Raw genomic sequence first — 20,565 nt, forward strand, 5'->3', positions numbered from 1 at the left:
GGATCAAGCATCCCAGAGGGCGCCGAAGGCGAGGAGTTCGTCCCGGTACTCGATGCGGCCCTCCCACTCGCGGGGCCAGACGTCCGCGCCGAGGTGGGCTCCGGCGAAGGCGCCGGCGAGGCAGGCGATGGAGTCCGAGTCGCCCCGCGTGCAGGCCGCGCGGCGCAGGGCCAGGAGGGGCTCGTCGGGGAAGAGCAGGAAGCACTGGAGGGCCGTGGCGAGGGCCTCCTCGGCGATCCAGCCGTCACCGGTGGTCAGGCAGGGGTCGGTCTCCGGGGAGGGGGACCGCAGGGCGGCCGCCAGCCGGTCCAGGACGGCCAGGCACTCGTCCCAGCCGCGCGCCATGAAGGACTCGGGCGAGGCGTCGCTGGCGGTCCGCATCCAGAGGTCGCCGAGCCAGCGCTCGTGGTAACGGGTGCGGTTCTCCAGGGCGTACGAGCGCAGCCGTCCGACGAGCCCGGTCACCTCGGTCCCCTCGGCCAGCAGGTACACCGCCCGCGCGGTCAGGTCGGAGGCGGCGAGCGCCGTCGGGTGCCCGTGGGTGAGGGCCGACTGGAGCTGCGCGGCGCCGGCCCGCTCCTCCTCGGTCCAGTCCGGCACGAGCCCGACCGGAACCACCCGCATGTTGGCACCGCAGCCCTTGGAGCCGATCTGGCTGGCGTCCCGCCAGTCCCGGTCCGGGGCGTCGAGCAGCCGGCAGGCCGTCATGCAGGTGCGGCCGGGGGCCCGGTTGTTCTCCGGCGAGTGGTACCAGTCGACGAACTCCTCGCGGACCGGGCGGGTCAGCCGGAGCGGGCCCACCCGGCCGCGCTCCGCCGCCGTGCGCATGCCGCGGGCCAGGGCGAGGGTCATCTGGGTGTCGTCCGTGACGATCGCGGGGCGCGGGAGGCTCATCTCGCGCCAGGGGCCCGTCTTGCCCAGGATCGTGGGCACGTCGTTGAACTCGGTGGGGAAGCCGAGGGCGTCTCCCAGGGCCAGGCCGATCATGGCGCCCGTCGCGGCTCGCTTGGTCATCGGGTGGATCCTTCCGGTCGCAGGAGCGGGGGGTGGAGGGTGGTCGCCGGGCCGGGCCGGTAGAGGGCGGCCGGTTTGCCGCGGCCGCCGGTCAGCCGGGCGGCGCCCGGGACGGCCTCGACGAATCCGGGGGTCGCGAGGACCTTGCGGCGGAAGTTGGGGCGGTCGAGGGTGGTGTTCCAGACGGTCTCGTAGACGGACTGCAGCTCCCCGAGGGTGAACTCGGGCGGGCAGAACCCGGTGGCCAGGCAGGTGTACTCCAGCTTGGAGCCGATCCGCTCGCGCGCGTCCGCCAGGATCACCGCGTGGTCGAAGGCCAGCTCCGAGACCTCGTCCAGCGCCAGCCAGCGGGCGTGCGCCGCGTCCCCGCCGCCCTCCGCCGCCGGCTCCGGCAGGTCGGGCACGAGGGCGGTGAAGGCCACCGACACCACCCGCATCCGGGGGTCGCGGTCCGGCTCGCTGTACGTGCGCAGCTGCTCCAGGTGGAGCGCCGCCACGAGCTGCTCCGACAGGCCGGTCTCCTCGGCCAGTTCGCGCCGGGCGGCGGTCTCGGCGGACTCCCGCGGCAGGACGAATCCGCCGGGCAGCGCCCAGGCCCCGGCGTACGGCTCCTGGCCGCGCCGGATCAGCAGCACGTGCAGGGCTCCGCCGCGCACCGTGAACACGGCCAGGTCGACGGTCACCGCGAACGGCTCGAAGGCGTACGGGTCATAGCCTGCGGTCATCGGTTCTCCGGGAGGGGGTCGGTGAAGTGCCAGCCCGCGGCCAGCAGCCCGTCCACGGCCCGGACGGCCGTTTCCAGCCGGGCCGCCCGGTCGCCGCGGACGACGAGGAAACGCCTCCCGGTGCGCTCCAGTTCCGCCCGGAACCGCTCGGTCATCCAGGGCCGCAGGTGCGGGCCGTCGCGCAGCCCGTCGTCCTCGAAGGGCACGTCGGCGTGGTCGGTCAGCAGGTACAGGTCCCGCCGGGTCCCGGCCGCGATCCGCTCGACCTCCGCATTGCGGCCTCCCATGTACCGCTCGTGCCAGACCCCGGTCGCGAAGGAGTCGGTGTCGCAGAACAGCACCGGCGAGCCGAGGCGGGCCGCGTGCTCCTCGTCCGCGTCCTGGCGGCGGGCGATGACCGGGAACTCCGCCGAGGTGAAGGTCACCTCCGCCCAGGAGGCCGCCGGGTCGGCCGCGCGGGCGGCCGCCAGCTTCTCCTCGCTGTAGCGGCGCCCGTACTCGGCGACCCAGCCCGTCTTGGCCCAGACGCCGCCGCGCCGGCGGTAGTGGTCCGCCAGGGCCCGCGACAGGGTGGTCGTGCCGGTGGACTCCGCGCCGAGGACGACGATCCGCCGGGTCAGGGCAGCCCGTACGGCCGGCCCGAGGAACTCCCAGGAGCCGACCGGGTCCTTGCGTACGGCCGTCCCGGACACCGGGAACAGCGTCCGCTGCCGGTCCACCAGGACCTCCTCGGCGCCGAACCGCCGGGCGAGCTCGCTGCCGTACTCCTCCGAGGTGAACACGGCGTCCACCCGCCCGGGGACCGCGCTGCGGAAGAGCGCCATGTGCGCCTCCCAGATCTCCGGGTCGTGCAGGTCGACGGGGATGTCGTCCACCGCGCCGACGACCCGGGCCCCGGGGTGCGCCTCGCGCATCCAGGCGACCCGGTCGGCGAGCGGGACCGACTCCACCGAGGCCGCGCACACCAGTACGGTCAGCCGCTCGCACTGGTCCTGGGCGGTGCGTACGAGGTGGTGGTGCCCGGCGTGCGGCGGGTAGAACTTGCCGAGGACCAGACCGTGCCCGTGGCGTCTCATGCCGTCGCCTCCGCGGCCGAACGGGCCACCCGCTCGGGCAGGGTGCGCCGCCAGCCGAGGAGTCCGACCACGCACAGGGCGAGGAAGCCCACGTAGAGCGCGGAGGTCAGGTAGAGCCCCTTGTGCACGTAGAGCGGGATGTAGACGAGGTCGGCGGCGATCCACAGCCACCAGGACTCCACGAGCTTGCGGCACTGCCCGTAGGTGGCGGCGAGCGAGAGCCCGGTGGTGAGCGCGTCCCAGAACGGGACGGTGGAGTCGGTGGCCCGGCTCAGCAGCAGGGTGAGCGCGAGCACCCCCACCGCCCCCGCCGCCGCGAGCCCGGCCCATTCGGTGCGCGTGGTGCGGCGCACCGGCAGGGCCTCGGCGGATCCTGGTCCACCCCCGTGGGTCCAGGACCACCAGCCGTATGCGGCGAGGGCGATGAAGACGATCTGGAGCCCGGCGTCGGCGTAGAGGCCGGCCTGGGCGAAGAGCACGATGAAGAAGACGTTGTTGGCGATGCCGATCGGCCAGTTGGCGACGTGCTGCCGGGCGACCAGCCAGACGCACAGGGCGCCGGTGGCGAAGCCGAGCACCTCGGTCCAGCTCATGGTCCAGCTCATGCCGACCCCCCTCACTCTGTTTAATGGTCAGGTTGACTATAAACAGGAACGAGGGTCCCCGGCAAGCAGAAAACCCGCGGCGCCCTGGGGCACCGCGGGTTTTCTGCGAACGGGCCGGCCGCCTGGGGGCGGCCGGCCCGTGTACTCCTGCGTATTAGAGACCGACCTCGCGCATCAGCATGCCGACCTCGGTGTTGGTCAGACGGCGCAGCCAGCCGGACTTCTGGTCGCCCAGCTCGATCGGACCGAAGGAGGTCCGGACGAGCTTCTCGACCGGGAAGCCGGCCTCCGCCATCATGCGGCGGACGATGTGCTTGCGGCCCTCGTGGAGGGTGACCTCGACCAGGTAGTTCTTGCCGACCTGGTCGACGACGCGGAAGTGGTCGGCGCGGGCGTAGCCGTCCTCCAGCTCGATGCCGTCCTTGAGCCGCTTGCCGATCTCGCGCGGCAGCGGGCCGGTGATGGCGGCCACGTAGGTCTTCTTCACGCCGTACTTCGGGTGCGTGAGGCGGTGGGCCAGCTCACCGTGGTTGGTGAGCAGGATGATGCCCTCGGTCTCGGTGTCGAGCCGGCCGACGTGGAAGAGACGGGTCTCACGGTTGGTGACGTAGTCACCGAGGCACTGGCGGCCGTCCGGGTCCTCCATCGTGGAGACGACGCCGGCGGGCTTGTTCAGCGCGAAGAACAGGTACGACTGGGTGGCGACGGTCAGGCCGTCCACCTTGATCTCGTCCTTCGGCAGGACGCGCTTGCCCTGCTCCAGCACGATCTCGCCGTTGACCTCGACACGGGCCTGCTCGATGAGCTCCTCGCAGGCGCGGCGCGAACCCATGCCGGCGCGGGCGAGCACCTTCTGCAGACGCTCACCCTCCTCCTCGGCACCCGGGAAGGTCTTCGGGGTCTTGATCACGGGCTTGTCGGCGTACCGGTCGCGCACGCGCTCCTCGATCCGCGCGTCCAGCTCACGCGGGCGGGACTGGCCGCTGCGGCTGCCCGGGCCGCTGCGCGGGCCGCCGGCGCCGCCGATGCCGGGGGTCCTGGAGGTCCGGGGACCGCCCTTGGCGCCACCGCGCGCGGCAGCACCGCGGGCACCGCCGCCGCCCGCCTTGGGACCGCTGCGGCCGCTGCGCTCGCCCTCGGGGCCCACGTCGTAGCGGCGCTCCTCGGGACGCGGGTTGCGGATGCGGGGGGCCGGCTGGTCGCGGTCGCGCGAGTCGGAGCCGCCACCCTGATAGCCGCCGCCGCCCTGGTAGCCGCCGCCGGAGCTGCCGCCACGGGAGCCACCGCCCTGGTAGCCGCCGCCGGAGCTGCCGCCACGGGAGCCGCCGCCCGAGCTACCGCCGCGGGAGCCGCCCTGGTAGCCGCCCCCGGAGCTACCGCCACGGGAGCCGCCGGAGCCGCCGGAGCTGCCGCCGCGGGAGCCGCCGCCGGAGCTGCCGCCTCGCGAGCCGCCGCTACCGCCGGAGCCGCTCCCGCGGTAGCCACCGCCGCCGCTGGAGGAGCCGCCGCGGGAGCTACCGCGCCCGCCGCCACCGCCGCCGCCGCTGTTCCTGTTGCCGCCACCGTTGCCGTTGCCGCTGCTTCGCATCAAAGTTCCGTCGTCTTGTCGTCTTCATCGGTGTCCGGTGCGTCCGGATCGAACGACGGCACACCTTCTTGCGTCTCGGCTTCGATCGCGTCCGCCTCGGGGAGGAAGGGCGCGAGCTCCGGGAGCTCGTCCAGGCCACGCAGGCCCATCCGCTCCAGAAAGTAGTTCGTCGTCCTGTATAGGATCGCACCTGTTTCGGGTTCCGTCCCCGCCTCCTCCACCAGACCCCGCTGGAGGAGGGTCCGCATGACCCCGTCGCAGTTGACCCCGCGCACGGCCGAGACCCGCGATCTGCTCACCGGCTGCCGGTACGCGACGACCGCCAGGGTCTCCAGCGCCGCCTGGGTGAGCCGGGCCTGCTGGCCGTCCAGTACGAAGCCCTCCACGGCCGGGGCGTACTCGGCCCGGGTGTAGAAGCGCCAGCCCCCGGCGACGAGCCGCAGCTCGAATCCCCTGCGTGCGGCCGTGTACTCGTCGGCGAGCTCCCGCAGCGCCTGCGCGACCTCGCGCGGGGTGCGCTCCAGCACCTTCGCCAGGTGTGCCTCGGTCGCCGGCTCGTCCACGACCATGAGTACGGCCTCCAGGGCCGGCTTCAGCTCCAGCGCGGCCACCGCGCTCACGTCGCTGCTCAATCCTTCGCCTCCACGATCTGGTCGAACTCGTCGGTCACGGTCGGCATCCCGTCGCCGTCCCCGCCGCTCCAGCGCACGGTGAGGGTCTGCAGGGCCTCCTCCTGGTCGAGGACGACCGCCTTCTCCCGGTAGAGCTCCAGCAGGGCCAGGAAGCGCGCGACGACGGTGAGGGTGTCCCCGGCGTCCTCGGTGAGCTCCTGGAAGGTGGCCTCCCCGCGCGCCTTCAGCATCCGCACCACGAGCCCGGCCTGCTCGCGCACGCTGACGAGGGGGGCGTGGATGTGGTCCACGTACACCTGGGGCTTGGCCTTGGGCTGCATCGCCTTCACGGCGAGCCGGGCGAAGCCCTCCGGTCCGATGCTGATGACGACCTCGGGCAGCAGGTCTGCGTGGTGCGGCTCCAGCCCGACCGTCCGCGGGTACCGCCTGCCCTCGGCCTCCGCGCGCCGCTCGAAGATCTCGGCGATCTGCTTGTACGCGCGGTACTGGAGCAGGCGCGCGAAGAGCAGGTCCCTGGCCTCCAGCAGGGCCAGGTCCGCCTCGTCCTCGACCTCGGCGGCCGGCAGCAGCCGGGCGGCCTTCAGGTCGAGCAGGGTGGCGGCGACGACGAGGAACTCGGTGGTCTGGTCGAGGTCCCAGTCGGGGCCCATGGCCCGGATGTGCGCCATGAACTCGTCGGTGACCTGGGAGAGCGCGACCTCCGTGACGTCCAGCTTGTGCCGCGAGATCAGCTGGAGCAGCAGGTCGAAGGGGCCCTCGAAGTTGGCGAGCCGCAGGGTGAACCGTCCGTCGCCGCCCGCGGGGCCCGCGGCGCTCGTGGCGCCCGCGGCGTCCGTGCTGACGGCCGGGCCGGTGGCGGCCGCCTCCCGGGCCGGCGTCACATTCGCCGGTGGGACATCAGCCAGCGGGACATCGGCCTGCGGAGCGCCGGCCTCCGGGGCCGGACCGGGCTCCGGGTCCTCCTGTCGGCCGCCTGAGGGCTCCGGGGCCTCCCCGGGCTCCGTCCCGCCCTCGGCCGGCGCGGGCCGCGCAGCGGGCGCCTCAGGGCCTGCGCCGGGGCCGCGCCCCAGTACGCGCCGGGTCGGTCGGCCGGATTCGGCGGGGAGGGGCATCGCGGTCCAGGAGGTGCAGGGAGGCGGCGTGGAGGGCCGGCCGTCGTGGCCACGGCCATCAGCAGCCTACGGGCTCCCCCGCGCTCCCCGGTGGATCGGCAGCGGGACCGGACCGCGATCCTCCGCCCGGGCCACGGGACGGGCCCGCGCCCGCGGGCGGGGAGTCTCGGGGAAAGCGGGCCGCAGGCCGGTCAGCGGCCGCGCAGGCGCCGTACGAGGATGCTCGCGTCGCCGCGGGATTCGAGGTCGGCGAGCACGACCGCCACCGCCTCGCGGACGATGCGGCCCCGGTCCACCGCCAGCCCGTGCTCCCCGCGCAGCACCAGCCGCGCGTGTTCCAGGTCCATGAGCTCCTCGGCGGAGACGTAGACCGTGATCTTCTCGTCGTGCCGCTCGCGGCCGCTGGGGCGCCGGTTCGCGCCCCGGCCCTGCCCCTTGCCCCGGCGGCCCGCGCCGGCCGGGCCGGACGCCACGCCGCCGGCCGGACCGACAGAACCTTCCTGCGGGCGCCTGGGCTGCCCCACGACGGGCCCGCCGGTCTCCGCGGCGGCCGCGGCCTCCCGGCTGCGGCCCTCACTCGCCGTGCCCTCGGCCGAGGTGGCCGAGTGTTCCGCGGCGGGCGTCTCGTCGACCCCGCGCCGCGGCGATGACGACTGGAGCGCCATCCCCCCGGTGGTACGGAACAGTTCGTCGGCTCCGGGCAGACTCACTCGGCGTGACACCGGGCGAGCACCTCCCTGGCCAGCTGGCGGTAGGCGGCGGCGCCGACGGAGTTGGAGGCGTACGTCGTGATCGGCTCACCGGCGACCGTGGTCTCCGGGAAGCGCACCGTACGGCCGATGACCGTGTGGTAGACGTGGTCGTCGAAGGCCTCGACGACGCGCGCCAGCACCTCACGGCTGTGCACCGTGCGGGAGTCGTACATCGTGGCGAGGATGCCGTCGAGCTCCAGCTCGGGGTTGAGCCGCTCCTGCACCTTCTCGATGGTCTCGGTCAGCAGCGCCACGCCGCGCAGTGCGAAGAACTCGCACTCCAGCGGGACGATGACCTTGTGAGCCGCCGTCAGGGCGTTCACGGTCAGCAGACCGAGCGAGGGCTGACAGTCGATCACGATGTAGTCGTAGTCGGCCATCAGGGGCTTCAGGGCCCGCTGCAGGGTGGACTCGCGCGCGACCTCGCTGACCAACTGCACTTCGGCGGCGGACAGGTCGATGTTGCTCGGCAGCAGGTCCATGTTGGGGACCGCCGTCTTGAGCAGCACCTCGTCGGCCGACATGCCCCGCTCCATGAGCAGGTTGTAGACCGTCAGGTCGAGTTCCATCGGGTTCACGCCGAGACCCACGGACAGTGCGCCCTGCGGGTCGAAGTCGACGAGCAGCACGCGGCGCCCGTACTCGGCGAGCGCGGCACCCAGGTTGATGGTCGACGTGGTCTTGCCCACGCCGCCCTTCTGGTTGCACATCGCGATGATCTTCGCCGGACCGTGGTCGGTCAGCGGACCGGGGATCGGGAAGTACGGAAGCGGGCGTCCGGTCGGGCCGATCCGCTCACGGCGCTGACGGGCAGCGTCGGGGGCGAGAGTGGCCGCGTACTCGGGGTCCGGTTCGTACTCCGCGTCGGGGTCGTAGAAGTGCCCCTCGGGCACATTGTCGTAGTCGGCGAAACCCACGGGCTTTTCGCCGCTCGGGTCGCCGGCCCTGGAGTTCACGTCTAGGCCGTCCATGCTCTTTTGGGGCGTCGTCATGTGCTGGTGGTTCGCGAAGGTGCGTACTGCGACGGAGCCGACGGCTTCGAGCCCGGTAGGGCCCTGGCCCCGCTCAGGCATCCCTGCTCGACCACCCCCAGGAGCAAATGTCGACTCATTCACAAGTCGTCTTACCTCCTCGGACGTGACCAGGACACTTATCGATAGGTCAGCGTGGCACCATGCCGACGGTTGGCGACTCTATGGCGTGTCACCACTCAGCGGCAACACAATCCGCCGGACCCGGCACGATGTGTCGGCAACCGAACACCACTCTGTCAAGGGCGCACGAGCTGTCGCTGCGAAGTTTCGCGGGTGCGCGAAAGGGTTAAAGGGTTACCTTCGAGGCGAGTTGAGCGGGGGTTCGGGGCCTCGGGCAAACGCGTCCGGCCGGACCTTGCGGGCAAGGTCCGGCCGGATACGTGAGATTGACGTCAGTCGTTGACGTGTCAGCCGAGCAGCGTGCTCAGCTCGAGGGTCTCGAGGCCGTGGGCCTCGGCAACCGGACCGTAAACGACCTGGCCGTCATGGGTGTTGAGGCCCAGCGCGAGCGCGGCGTCACGGCGCAGCGCCTCGGCCCAGCCGAGGTTGGCGAGCTGCACGATGTAGGGCAGCGTGGCGTTGGTCAGCGCGTAGGTGGAGGTGTTCGGCACCGCGCCCGGCATGTTGGCGACGCAGTAGAAGACCGAGTTGTGGACCTGGAAGGTCGGCTCGGCGTGGGTGGTCGGACGGGAGTCCTCGAAGCAGCCGCCCTGGTCGATCGCAATGTCGACAAGGACACTTCCGGGCTTCATCTTGGCGACGAGCTCGTTGGTGACCAGCTTCGGGGCCTTCGCACCCGGGATCAGCACCGCGCCGATGACGAGGTCGGCCTCGACGACGGCCTTCTCCAGCTCGAAGGCGTTGGAGACGATCGTCTTGATCTTCGTGCCGAAGACCTTGTCGGCCTCGCGGAGCTTGTTGATGTCGCGGTCCAGCAGGGTCACGTGGAAGCCCATGCCGATGGCGATCTGCGCGGCGTTCCAGCCGGAGACGCCGCCGCCGATGACGACGCACTCGCCGGCGTGGGTGCCGGGGACGCCGCCCGGGAGGACGCCACGGCCGCCGGCCGAGCGCATCAGGTGGTAGGCGCCGACCTGCGGGGCCAGGCGGCCCGCGACCTCGGACATCGGGGCGAGCAGCGGGAGCGCGCGGTTGGCGAGCTCGACCGTCTCGTACGCAATGGCGGTGGTGCCGGACTCCAGCAGGGCGTCCGTGCACTCGCGGGAGGCCGCCAGGTGCAGGTAGGTGAAGAGCGTCTGGTCCTTGCGGAGGCGGTGGTACTCCTCCGCGATGGGCTCCTTGACCTTGAGCAGCAGGTCGGCGATGGCCCAGACCTCGTCGGCGGAACCGAGGATCTCGGCGCCGGCCGAGACGTACTCGGCGTCCGTGATCGAGGAGCCCACACCGGCGTTCTGCTCGACGAAGACCTGGTGGCCGTTGCGGACCAGCTCATGCACGCCGGCGGGCGTGATGGCGACCCGGAACTCGTTGTTCTTGACCTCGCGGGGGATGCCGACCTTCATCGTCGATCACGGTCCTTGGCTCAGGGGATTTACGGGGGCACTTCCATACATACCCGCCCACAAGAACGCGCAACGGGATGCACCACAGGATGACGTGGTGAAGCCAGTCTAATGAAGGATGAGGCGCTGTCTAGCCTTGCAAAGCAATAATCTCAGTCGGAATCGCTGCGGATTTCGCAGGCTGCGGGGTCATCTCCCAGCAATCTGTCGGCTGCGGAACGGTGCAGCCTGGCGGCCGCGGGGTCTCCCAGCCGGTCCAGCGTGTCGGCCAGCCGGACCTGCAGCGCGGCCTGAAGTCGCTGGTCGCCCGCCCTGCGCGCCAGCTCCACCGCCTCACGGCAGGTGTGCAGCGATTCCTCGGGCCGGCCGGCGTACTCCTGGACCCGCGCCATCTCGCTCAACGCCTTTGCCTGGCCGGGCACATCGGCCAGCTTCCGGTAGCCCGCGGCGGCCGCCCGCCAGCTGCGCAGCGCGTCCCCGTACCGGCCCGCGTAGGTGTGGACGTTCCCGAGCCGCCCGTACAGCCGGGCCTCGTCCGCCCGCTCGCCCCGCGCGAGGGCCTGGGAGAGCGCCCGGCCGAACCAGTCGGAGGCCCGGTGCCAGTCCTCCAGCTCGAGGTACGCCCCTCCTACGGATTCCATCGCGCGCAGGGTCGCGTACGGATCGCCCGCCGCCCGTCCGGCGTCCAGCGCGGCCCGGTAGCGCTCCAGCGCCTCCTGGGTCCGGCCGGTCGCGGCGTCCAGGTCGGCCAGGTTCAGCAGTGCGGCGGCCTGCTCCCGGTGCAGGTTGCGGCGCTCGGCCACGTCCAGGACCAGGCGGTGCAGCCCGTACAGCTCGGGGGCGGCCTCGGCCGTACCCCGGTGGTCCGCCAGCGCCCGGACGAGGGCCGCGACCAGCCGGCGCGCCAGGGTGTCCAGCCCCCCGTCGGCCACGGCCAGGGAGGCTGCCGCGCAGAGCGCGGGCAGCCGGGTGTCCAGCCAGGTGGCGGCGGCCCGCCGGTCGGGGAAGCGCAGGGTGCGCGGCAGGCCGTCCAGCAGCTCCCGCAGGCCGTCGTCGACGGCGGCGTCCACCCCGGGCTCCTCGGGCTCGGCCATGACCCGGCAGGAGTGCAGCAGCCGTACGGTGCGCTCCAGCATCCGGGCCCGGGCCAGCTGGACCTCGGCGGGGCGCTCCTTGGCCTCCAGCAGGGCCTGGAGCATCGGTACGAGGCTGCCGGGCAGCAGGAACAGGCCGTCGCGGGAGGAGTGGAGCAGGCCCAGACCGGCGAAGTCGTCGAGCGTGGACTGGGCGGCGGCCACGGAGCAGCCGGCGAGGGCGGAGGCGGTGTGCGAGTCGACGATGCCGGCCGGGGCCAGCGGCAGCAGCCGCAGGGTCCGCTGGGCGGGCTGCGGCAGGGCCTCGTAGACGAGCCGGAAGCCCCGGGCCAGCGGGCCGCCGGTGGTGGCGGGCATGTCGTGCAGCTGCTTGGCCACGTCGGCGACGGAGGCCTTGGGGTGGGCGGCGAGCCACCCGCCGACGAGGACGAGGGCGGCGGGCTGGCCCCCGCACTCCTCGGCGAGGGCCTCGGCGGCCCGGGGATCGGCGGTGACACGGGTGTCGCCGATGCGCTGCGCGAGCAGCTCCACGGCGGAGGGCGTGTCGAGCCCGCCGAGGGTGCAGGGCCGGACGTCGGGGATGCCGGTGAGCGGCCCCTCGGCGGTGACCACGACGAGGCACTCGGGGGTGTCCGGCAGCAGGGCGTCCACCTGCTGCGGGTCGGCGGCGTCGTCGACCAGGATGATCACCCGCCGCCCGTCGAGGGCGGTGCGCAGGGCGGAGCTCAGGTCGTCCTCCCCGGCCCCGGGCGGGGTGGGCCTGCCCAGCCCCTCCAGCAGGTTCCGGACGGCTCGCTCGGTGGCCACGGGCCCCCCGCCGGGGGCGGTGAGCCGGGTGCGGAGCACCCCGTCGGGGTACTCCTCGGCCACCTCGCGCACGAAGGCCTCGGCGAGGGCCGTGCGTCCGGACCCCGGCCGCCCGGCGACGAGCAGCACCCGGGCCCGGGGCGCCTTGGCCTTGCGGCCGGAGAGGGTGTCGAGCCCGGTCCGTGCGATGTCCTCGCGCAGCTCCTTGAGCTCACGCCGCCGCCCGACGAAATCCGCCACGGATCCGCTCCTCTCGCTGCCACCGGATTGCGAGCGTAGTTCACGCAGAGCGACGGCCCGGGTGGAGCGCGGCGGGCAAATCCCCCAATCGGATCAGCAGATGGACCTATTTTTCACGTACGGCCCGCACGGCCCGGCCGCACGGGCGCGGTCACGCCCCGTACGGGCGGGCCGGCCAGGGGGCCTGGGCCGGGCGGAGGGTCTCGATGCCGCCCTCCGAGGCGAGGGCCGCGGTCAGGGCCAGCACGCCGGTCACCAGCCCCGGATTGCCCAGCTCGCCCGCCAGGACCCCGCGGACCAGGTCCGCGAGCGGCACCCGGGCGATCTCCATGTCCGCCTCCTCCTCGGAGACGGCGTACCGCGCCCCCTCGGCCTCCGCGAGGTCCCGCGCGAGGAAGACCCGTACGGCCTCGTCGGATCCGCCGGGCGAGCTGAAGAAGTCGGCCAGCACCCGCCAGTCGCCCGCCTTCGCGTGCGCCTCCTCGTACAGCTCCCGCTGGGCCGCGTGCAGTGGGTTCTCGCCGGGGACGTCCAGCAGCCCGGCCGGGAGCTCCCACAGCCGGTGGCGCACCGGGTGCCGGAACTGCCTGAGGACCAGCACCCGCTGCTCCTCGTCGAGGGCGAGGACGCACACCGAGCCCGGGTGCACCTGGTAGTCGCGGCGCACCACCGCACGGTCGGGCATCCGTACCTGGTCCGAGCGGACGGACGTCTTCGCGCCCTCGAACGGGGTCCGTGAGGCGACGACCTCCCACGACTCCGGTGTGTCCACGATGTCGTTGCCCATGGCCATGGCCGATACCTTCCCCGAGAACGCGACAGCCGGGGCACGATCCGTGCCCCGGCTGTCTACGTTATGCGGTCAGGCGCTCACTTCGCGGACTGCTGCCGCTCCACGGCCGCCTTGACCAGGCCCGCGAACAGCGGGTGCGGGCGCGTCGGGCGCGAGCGCAGCTCCGGGTGGGCCTGGGTGGCCACCAGGTAGGGGTGCACCTCGCGCGGGTACTCGACGTACTCGACGAGCTTGTTGTCCGGGGAGGTACCGGAGAAGACGAGGCCCGCCTTCTTCTCCAGCTCGCCGCGGTAGGCGTTGTTGACCTCGTAGCGGTGGCGGTGGCGCTCGTCCACGTACGCCTGGTCGCCGTAGACCTCGCGCACGATCGAGCCCTCGGCGAGCTTCGCCGGGTACATGCCCAGACGCATGGTGCCGCCCAGGTCGCCCGCGCCCTCGACGAAGGCCAGCTGCTCCTCCATCGTCGAGATGACCGGGTTCGCGGTCGAGGCGTCGAACTCGGTGGAGTTCGCGTCGGCGATCCCCGCGAGGTTGCGCGCGGCCTCGATGACCACGCACTGCAGACCCAGGCACAGGCCCAGCAGCGGGATCTTGTTCTCGCGGGCGTAGGTGATCGCGCCGACCTTGCCGTTGACACCGCGGTCGCCGAAGCCGCCGGGCACGCAGATCGCGTCCACGTCGGACAGCTGCGCCGCGGCTTCCGCCGGGGTCTTGCAGTCGTCGGAGGTGACCCACTTGATCTGGACCCGGGCCTTGTTGGCGAACCCGCCGGCGCGCAGCGCCTCGGTCACCGACAGGTAGGCGTCGGGCAGGTCGATGTACTTGCCGACGAGCGCGACCTTGACCTCGTGGTCGGGGTTGTGGACCCGGTCGAGCAGGTCCTCCCACACCGTCCAGTCCACGTCGCGGAACGGCAGGTCGAGCTTGCGCACGACGTACGCGTCCAGGCCCTCGGTGTGAAGCACCTTCGGGATGTCGTAGATCGACTTGGCGTCGATCGCCGCGACCACGGCCGCCTCGTCCACGTCGCACATCAGCGAGATCTTGCGCTTGATGGAGGTGGGGACCTCACGGTCGGCGCGCAGCACGATGGCGTCGGGCTGGATGCCGATGTTGCGCAGGGCCGCGACCGAGTGCTGGGTCGGCTTGGTCTTGAGCTCACCGGAGGGGCCGATGTAGGGGAGCAGCGAGATGTGCACGACGAAGACGTTGTCGCGGCCGACCTCGTGGCGGACCTGGCGGACGGTCTCCAGGAACGGCAGCGACTCGATGTCGCCGACGGTGCCGCCGACCTCGGTGATGACGACGTCGACGTCCTCGGTCGCCATGCGGCGGATGCGGTGCTTGATCTCGTTGGTGATGTGCGGGATGACCTGCACGGTGTCACCGAGGTACTCGCCGCGGCGCTCCTTGGCGATGACGGTGTTGTAGACCTGGCCGGTGGTGACGTTGGCCGAGCCGTCGAGGTCGACGTCGAGGAAGCGCTCGTAGTGGCCGATGTCCAGGTCGGTCTCGGCGCCGTCGTTGGTGACGAACACCTCGCCGTGCTGGAACGGGTTCATCGTGCCGGGGTCGACGTTCAGGTACGGGTCGAGCTTCTGCATCGTGACCCGCAGACCGCGCGCCTTCAGCAGCGCACCCAGGCTGGAGGCCGTCAGGCCCTTGCCGAGGGAGGAAGCGACACCCCCGGTGACGAAGATGTGCTTGGTCGTCATGGATTTGGGCGGCATCGCCAAGAGGGGGCTCCCGTGGTCGCGAAGTGAGGTGCGTCCGGCGCCGGCCACCGTCGATCCGGAAGGGTCTCAGGGGGCGCCGAAGCTGCGGTTTCGGGGCTCCTGATTCGCACAGGCAGACCACCGGTCCACGGGGTACCAGCCTATCAGCGCCCGGAGCGGTCCGCCTCCGGGCGCGCGGCGCGCGCGCCCCGGCCGGGGGCGGCCGACTGCGCCGGGGCGACATTCCCGCTGCTCACCCGTTCGGCCCAACCGCATTCTTCCCGCGCTCACGGAGATCACTAGGGTGCCGTCATATCCTGCTCGGATATTGCACACAGCGCCGCCGAGCAGTCCGTCGGACGGCCTAACCGGGCCGGCATGCGGAATCATGGGGCTCACGCGGCACTCTCTGCACACAGGAGACCGCTCAACAGCGCAATGCAAGCGCCCCCTCGGGGGCGGACGTGGCCGTTCGACTGGAGATGCACGTGTCCGGGCGCATCGAGGATTACGCACTGATCGGGGACATGCAGACCGCGGCGCTGGTCTGCCGGGACGGGGCGGTGGACTGGCTGTGCCTCCCACGCTTCGACTCGCACGCCGTGTTCGCGAGCATTCTCGGCACCGAGGATCACGGGTTCTGGCGGATCGGCCCGTCGTTCCCGGCGGGCACCGAGGCCCCGCAGGCGACCCGCCGCCGCTACCGCGGTGACTCGCTGGTGCTGGAGTCGGAGTGGGACACCCCGCGCGGCAGGGTCCGCGTGATCGACTTCATGCCGCCCCGCGAGGACCACGCGCCGCAGCTGATCCGCATCGTGGAGGGCATCAGCGGGCGCGTTCCGATGCGCTCGGCCCTGCGCATGCGTTTCAGCTACGGGCGGGTCGTGCCCTGGGTGCACAAGGTCGACGGGCGCACCGTGGCCGTCGCGGGCCCCGACTCCGTCTGGCTGGACGCCGACGCGCAGACCTACGGCAAGGACCTGACGACGTACTCCGACTTCACCGTCGGTCCCGGCGACCGGAAGGCCTTCAGCATCACCTGGCAGGCCTCGCACCGCGACGCGCCCGAGACGCCCGACGCCGAGGCGGCCCTGGAGTCGACCACCGACTTCTGGCGCGACTGGGTCGACCAGTGCACCTACCACGGGCCCTACCGGGAGGCCGTGATCCGCTCCCTGATCACCCTCAAGGCCCTTACGTACGGCCCCACGGGCGGGATCGTCGCCGCGCCCACCACCTCCCTCCCGGAGGAGATCGGCGGCGTCCGGAACTGGGACTACCGCTACACCTGGCTGCGGGACGCGGCGATCACCCTCTCCTCGCTGCTGCGCACCGGCTACCGCGAGGAGGCCCGCGCCTGGCGCGAGTGGCTGCTGCGCGCGGTCGCCGGCGACCCGGAGAACCTCCAGATCATGTACGGGATCGCGGGCGAGCGGGAGCTCGGCGAGACCGAGCTGGACTGGTTGCCCGGCTACGAGAACTCGCGCCCGGTCCGCGTCGGCAACGGCGCCGCGGGCCAGCTCCAGCTCGACGTGTACGGCGAGGTCACCGAGGCCCTGCACCTGGGCCACATGACCGGCCTGGCGCGCAGCGACTACGCCTCGCTGCTCCAGCTGAAGCTGATCCGCTACCTGGAGACCCACTGGGACCAGCCGGACGAGGGCATCTGGGAGGTGCGCGGCCCGCGCCGCCACTTCGTCCACTCGAAGGTGATGGCCTGGGTGGCCGTGGACCGCACGATCAAGCTGATCGAGAGCGGGGACGCGGACGGCCCGCTGGAGCGGTGGCGCGAGCTGCGCGACGAGATCCACCAGGACGTGTGCGAGAAGGGCTACGACAAGGAGCGCAACACCTTCACCCAGTCGTACGGGTCGAAGGAGCTGGACGCCTCCCTGCTGCTGATTCCGCAGATGGGCTTCCTGCCGCCGGACGACAAGCGCGTCATCGGCACCATCGAGGCGATCCAGCGCGAGCTGTCCACGGCCGACGGCTTCATCCTGCGCTACCCGACGGCGGGCGAGGAGGCCGGTGTGGACGGCCTCGAGGGCGACGAGGGGGCCTTCCTCGCCTGCTCGTTCTGGATGGCCGACGACCTGGCGATGATCGGCCGGGTGGACGAGGCGCGGCGGCTCTTCGAGCGGCTGCTGTCCCTCCGCAACGACCTGGGTCTGCTGGCCGAGGAGTGGGACCCGCGGCTCCAGCGGCAGGTCGGAAACTTCCCGCAGGCCTTCAGCCACGTTCCGCTGATCGACACGGCCCTGCGGCTGACGGCCAGCGGGGCGTACGGGGGCTAAGGACTGTCCCGCAATCCCCGGCGGGCGCACGACGCCAGCTACGGCGCCTCGCTGCGTTGTCGGAACGCCCGGATACGCCCAGTATGCGGACGTCCCTCCGCCTTGCCATGCACCGCATCTGACGCCCTTCGCCGGTCCACCGGGGATTGCGGGACAGCCCTTAGGGGGTGTCTTGCCGGGCCCGGCGCGCCGGGGCTGCGGATCTTCTCGCCGCGCCCCGGTGATCGTCTGCGCCTACGCTGGAAGGGTCCTATGCCCTCCCTCCGCTGGAAGGGGGCAGCCATGGCTCCCCTGTCGAAGGCGGGCGCGGCCCTGACCGCGCTCCGCGAGGATCTGTCCGGTGACGTCTTCGCTCCGGAGGATCCGGGGTACGACGAGGCCCGGACCGTCTTCAACGCGATGATCGACCGCATGCCCGCCGTCATCGCCCAGTGCGAGAGCACGGCGGACGTGGTGACCGCCGTGCGTTTCGCCAGGGACCTGGACCTGAACATCGCCGTGCGCGGCGGCGGGCACAGCGTGGCCGGGATGTCCCTCAACGACGGCGGCCTCGTCGTGGACCTGCGGCGGATGCACGAGGTGACGGTCCATCCGGCGGCCGCAGCCGCGCACATCGAGGGCGGGGCCACGATGAGCCACCTGGACCGGGCCTGCGAGCCGTACGGGCTGGCGACCACCGGCGGGCGGGCCTCCACCACCGGCGTCGGCGGCTACGTCCTGGGCGGCGGCAGCGGCTGGCTCGACCGGAAGTTCGGCCTGGCCGTGGACAACCTGCTGGGCGTGGAAGTGGTCACCGCCGAGGGCGAGCTCGTCCACGCGACGGCCGAGGAGCACCCGGAGCTGTTCTGGGGGCTGCACGGCGGCGGCGGGAACTTCGGCATCGCCACCTCGCTGACCCTGCGGCTGTACGAACTGCCCGCCATGTCGATCGCGTTCCTGCTGTACCTGCCGGAGCACGGGCCCGAGGTGGTCCGTACGTACCGGGACGTCATCGAGAACGCACCGCCCGAGGCCTCGGGCGCCGCCCTCTACCTGACCGGCCCGCCCGAGGAGTTCGTGCCGCCGCACCTGATCGGCCGGCTGCTGGCCGGGGCGCTGCTGACGTACGCGGGCCCCGAGGAGGAGATGCGCAAGCTGGCCGAGCCGCTGCTGGCGATCCCCCACGAGTCCGAGATCGTCACGGCCATCCCGTACGCCGACCTCCAGTGCATGATCGACGACCCGCCCGGCATGCGGAACTACTGGTCGGCGGAGTACCTCACCGGTTGCCCGGACGAGTTCGTGGACGTCTTCTGCGCCCGCGCCGGGTCCATGCCGGTGCCGACCGGAACCCAGCACCTGGTCTGGCCGCAGGGCGGCGCCGTGGCCTCCGGCCCGGCCGACTACCCGCTGCCGTTCCGCGACTCGCCCTGGGCGGTGCACCCGTTCGGGATCTGGGAGGACGCGGCCGACGACGACCGGTGCCGGCAGTGGGTCAAGGACGTGCGCGCCGACGTCCAGCCGTGGAGCACCGGCGCGGTCTACCTGAACTTCACCGGGAACGAGGGCACCGAGCGGGTGGTCTCGGGCCTGGGCGGCGAGAACATGCGGCGGCTGGGCGCACTCAAGCGGCAGTACGACCCGGACAACATCTTCCGCTTCAACCACAACATCCGGCCCGCCTGACGATGGGCGCAGATCGGCCGGTAGCGTCCCGCGATATGGAAAACCAGGGCGGGATCACGGTTCAGCGGGCATTGGAGCTGCCGGGGCTGCGCAGCGGACTGCCGGAGGTGGTGGCCTGCGCCGACCGCCTGGGCCGGACCGTCCGCTGGGTGCACGCGGGCGAGGTCCCGAACATCGCCTCCCTGCTCAAGGGCGGTGAGCTGCTGCTGACCACGGGCCTGGGCCTCGGCACCCGGCCGGCCGAGCAGCGCGCATTCGTACGCCGCCTCGCGGACCGGGGGATCGCCGCGCTGGTGGTCGAACTGGGCCCGCGCTTCACCCGGCTGCCGGCGACGCTCGTGGAGACCGCGCGCTCGGCGGGACTGCCCCTCGTCCAGCTCCACCGCGAGGTCCCCTTCGTGGCGGTCACGGAGGAGGTCCACACCGAGATCGTCAACCACCACTACACGCTGCTCCAGCGCGCCGAGGAGGTCCACCGGCGCTGTACGGAGGCCCTGCTGGGCGGTGGCGGAATCCCGCAGGTACTGCGGATCCTGGCCGACTTCACGGGGAACCCGGTCTTCCTGGAGACCCCCGACGGCCAGCTCCTGTACGCGGCCGGCAGCGCGGCCGGGGACGCGGGCGCGGACCCGCTCCAGGTGTGGGAGGGCCTGCGGGGCCAGCGCGAGGCCGAGCCCTCCGCCTACACGGTGGTGGTCGACGTACCGGGCGGGGGCCACGGCACCGGCTCGGTCCGGGCCCGGGTCGTCCTGGTCGGGGTCTCGGCCCCGCTGCTCCCGGTGCACCGGATGGCCGCCGAACGCACGGCCGGCGTCCTGGCCGTCGTCCTGATGCAGGCGCGGCAGGAGGAGGAGCTGGCGGCGCGCGGCCGCGGCGACTTCCTGACGGACCTGGCGGAGGGCCGCATCTCGGCGGAGGACGCCCCGGCGCAGGCCCGCGTCCTGGGCTTCAAGCCGGGTGGCGGTCCCCTGCTGCCGATGGTCATGCGGCTGTCCTCGGAGCTCGGCCCGTCCGGCAACTGGGCCGTCCTGGCCCGCGCGGTGCTGGAGGAACTGTCCTCCGTCGGGGTCCCGGTGCTGCTGGGAGTCCGCCCGGTCGAGGGACGCGTCCCGCTGCTGGTCTCGCTGCGCGCGGAGTCGGAGCGTACGGCGGTGGCGGACCGGGTGTCGGCGGCGCTGCGGGCGGGCGTCGAACGCGCGGGCCTGGACCGCGCCGACGCTCCGCCGGCCGTGGTCGTGGGGGTGGCGGGTGGCTGGGCGGCCGCGTCGGCGGGCCTGCGCCATGCCGCGGAGACCGCCACGGCGGCCCACGGCCTGCCGGCCCGGCCGTGGTACGACGCCCGGCGCCTCGACATCGACCTGCTGCTGTGGCGGCTGCGCGAGCACCCCGACCTGGCGGCCTTCGTGGACCGTGCGATCGGTCCGCTGCGCGCTCACGACACGGCTTCCCGGCCGCCCCTGCTCCCCACGTTGGAGACGTACCTGGCCCATGCGGGCCGGAAGGCGGAGACGGCACGTGAGCTCCACCTGAACCGGCAGACGCTGTACAACCGCCTGGCCCGCATCTCGGAACTCCTGGGCACGGACCTGGACGACCCCGAAACGGTCCTCTCGCTCAGCCTCGCCCTCCGCGCCCGCCGCCACGCCCCTGCGTCTTCTTCTTGACGCGCCGCTCGTACGGCTCGGCCCTGGCGGGCCTCCCCGGCTTCGCGCCGCTGCGCCCGGCTCCGTCCGGCGGTGGGTGGGCGGAGGCTTCACCTCCGGCTGCGGACCGCTCCGGCGGCTGGGTCCTGGCGTCGGCGGACGCCGCGGCCCCGGACCTGGCGGGCGGTGGCCCTGCGGGGCCGTCCCCTACCCGCCCTTCCACCGTTCCCCGGGCTCTGCCCGGACCCGCGCC

16 protein-coding genes are annotated in these 20,565 nt (G+C 72.7%); 3 read left to right on the forward strand and 13 right to left on the reverse strand.

Translation table 11 applies throughout. The features are described from left to right. Positions 1-3: 3 nt before the first annotated feature. From ACGFZK_RS34900 to ACGFZK_RS34960, 13 genes are all read right to left on the reverse strand, one after another. On the reverse strand, positions 4-1,014 hold the full coding sequence (locus ACGFZK_RS34900) for an ADP-ribosylglycohydrolase family protein (protein ID WP_393852838.1): 1,011 nt from the start codon (positions 1,012-1,014) through the stop codon (positions 4-6). Then, a complete protein-coding gene (locus ACGFZK_RS34905; protein ID WP_393852839.1) occupies positions 1,011-1,739 on the reverse strand; it encodes an NUDIX domain-containing protein in 729 nt (242 codons plus the stop codon). The genes ACGFZK_RS34900 and ACGFZK_RS34905 overlap by 4 nt, the downstream gene beginning before the upstream one ends. After that, the gene (locus ACGFZK_RS34910) at positions 1,736-2,815 is read right to left on the reverse strand and encodes an AAA family ATPase (protein WP_393852840.1); all 1,080 of its coding nucleotides are present in this window, start codon (positions 2,813-2,815) and stop codon (positions 1,736-1,738) included. The genes ACGFZK_RS34905 and ACGFZK_RS34910 overlap by 4 nt, the downstream gene beginning before the upstream one ends. Continuing rightward, positions 2,812-3,420 carry a nicotinamide riboside transporter PnuC gene (pnuC, locus tag ACGFZK_RS34915; RefSeq protein ID WP_393852841.1) on the reverse strand — a complete coding sequence of 203 codons (609 nt, stop codon included), beginning with the start codon at positions 3,418-3,420 and terminating at the stop codon, positions 2,812-2,814. The genes ACGFZK_RS34910 and pnuC overlap by 4 nt, the downstream gene beginning before the upstream one ends. A gap of 154 nt (positions 3,421-3,574) precedes the next feature. Then, complete coding sequence (locus tag ACGFZK_RS34920; protein ID WP_393852842.1) at positions 3,575-5,008, reverse strand: pseudouridine synthase; 1,434 nt, start codon at positions 5,006-5,008, stop codon at positions 3,575-3,577. Next, entirely contained in the window at positions 5,008-5,640 is a 633-nt protein-coding gene (gene scpB, locus ACGFZK_RS34925) for an SMC-Scp complex subunit ScpB (RefSeq protein WP_030389215.1), read from the reverse strand. The genes ACGFZK_RS34920 and scpB overlap by 1 nt, the downstream gene beginning before the upstream one ends. Then, entirely contained in the window at positions 5,637-6,752 is a 1,116-nt protein-coding gene (locus ACGFZK_RS34930) for a segregation/condensation protein A (RefSeq protein WP_393852843.1), read from the reverse strand. The genes scpB and ACGFZK_RS34930 overlap by 4 nt, the downstream gene beginning before the upstream one ends. 191 nt (positions 6,753-6,943) lie before the next feature. After that, positions 6,944-7,474 (reverse strand): hypothetical protein, encoded by a 531-nt coding sequence (locus ACGFZK_RS34935; RefSeq protein ID WP_393852844.1) that lies wholly within the window; start codon positions 7,472-7,474, stop codon positions 6,944-6,946. Beyond that, positions 7,459-8,577, reverse strand: coding sequence for a ParA family protein (locus ACGFZK_RS34940; protein ID WP_393852845.1), 1,119 nt, complete (start codon positions 8,575-8,577; stop codon positions 7,459-7,461). The genes ACGFZK_RS34935 and ACGFZK_RS34940 overlap by 16 nt, the downstream gene beginning before the upstream one ends. Before the next feature lie 368 nt (positions 8,578-8,945). After that, positions 8,946-10,061, reverse strand: coding sequence for an alanine dehydrogenase (ald, locus tag ACGFZK_RS34945; protein ID WP_393852846.1), 1,116 nt, complete (start codon positions 10,059-10,061; stop codon positions 8,946-8,948). Positions 10,062-10,213: 152 nt separating this feature from the next. Then, entirely contained in the window at positions 10,214-12,250 is a 2,037-nt protein-coding gene (locus ACGFZK_RS34950) for a tetratricopeptide repeat protein (RefSeq protein ID WP_393852864.1), read from the reverse strand. 103 nt (positions 12,251-12,353) lie between these two features. Then, positions 12,354-12,989, reverse strand: a complete 636-nt coding sequence (locus tag ACGFZK_RS34955; protein ID WP_393852865.1) for an NUDIX domain-containing protein — start codon at positions 12,987-12,989, stop codon at positions 12,354-12,356. Positions 12,990-13,072: 83 nt separating this feature from the next. After that, complete coding sequence (locus ACGFZK_RS34960) at positions 13,073-14,725, reverse strand: CTP synthase (RefSeq protein ID WP_393852847.1); 1,653 nt, start codon at positions 14,723-14,725, stop codon at positions 13,073-13,075. A 449-nt stretch (positions 14,726-15,174) separates the two neighbouring features. Here ACGFZK_RS34960 and ACGFZK_RS34965 point away from each other — a divergent pair, with 449 nt between their 5' ends. From ACGFZK_RS34965 to ACGFZK_RS34975, 3 genes are all read left to right on the forward strand, one after another. Beyond that, a complete protein-coding gene (locus ACGFZK_RS34965) occupies positions 15,175-17,004 on the forward strand; it encodes a glycoside hydrolase family 15 protein (RefSeq protein ID WP_393852848.1) in 1,830 nt (609 codons plus the stop codon). A gap of 282 nt (positions 17,005-17,286) precedes the next feature. Then, positions 17,287-18,669: an FAD-binding protein gene (locus ACGFZK_RS34970; RefSeq protein ID WP_393852849.1), complete on the forward strand. Its 1,383-nt coding sequence runs from the start codon at positions 17,287-17,289 to the stop codon at positions 18,667-18,669. Between the two features lie 35 nt (positions 18,670-18,704). Then, positions 18,705-20,333: a PucR family transcriptional regulator gene (locus ACGFZK_RS34975; RefSeq protein WP_393852850.1), complete on the forward strand. Its 1,629-nt coding sequence runs from the start codon at positions 18,705-18,707 to the stop codon at positions 20,331-20,333. Positions 20,334-20,565: the final 232 nt, after the last annotated feature.

The sequence above is a fragment of the Streptomyces sp. NPDC048257 genome (assembly GCF_043201855.1).
Lineage (GTDB): Bacteria > Actinomycetota > Actinomycetes > Streptomycetales > Streptomycetaceae > Streptomyces.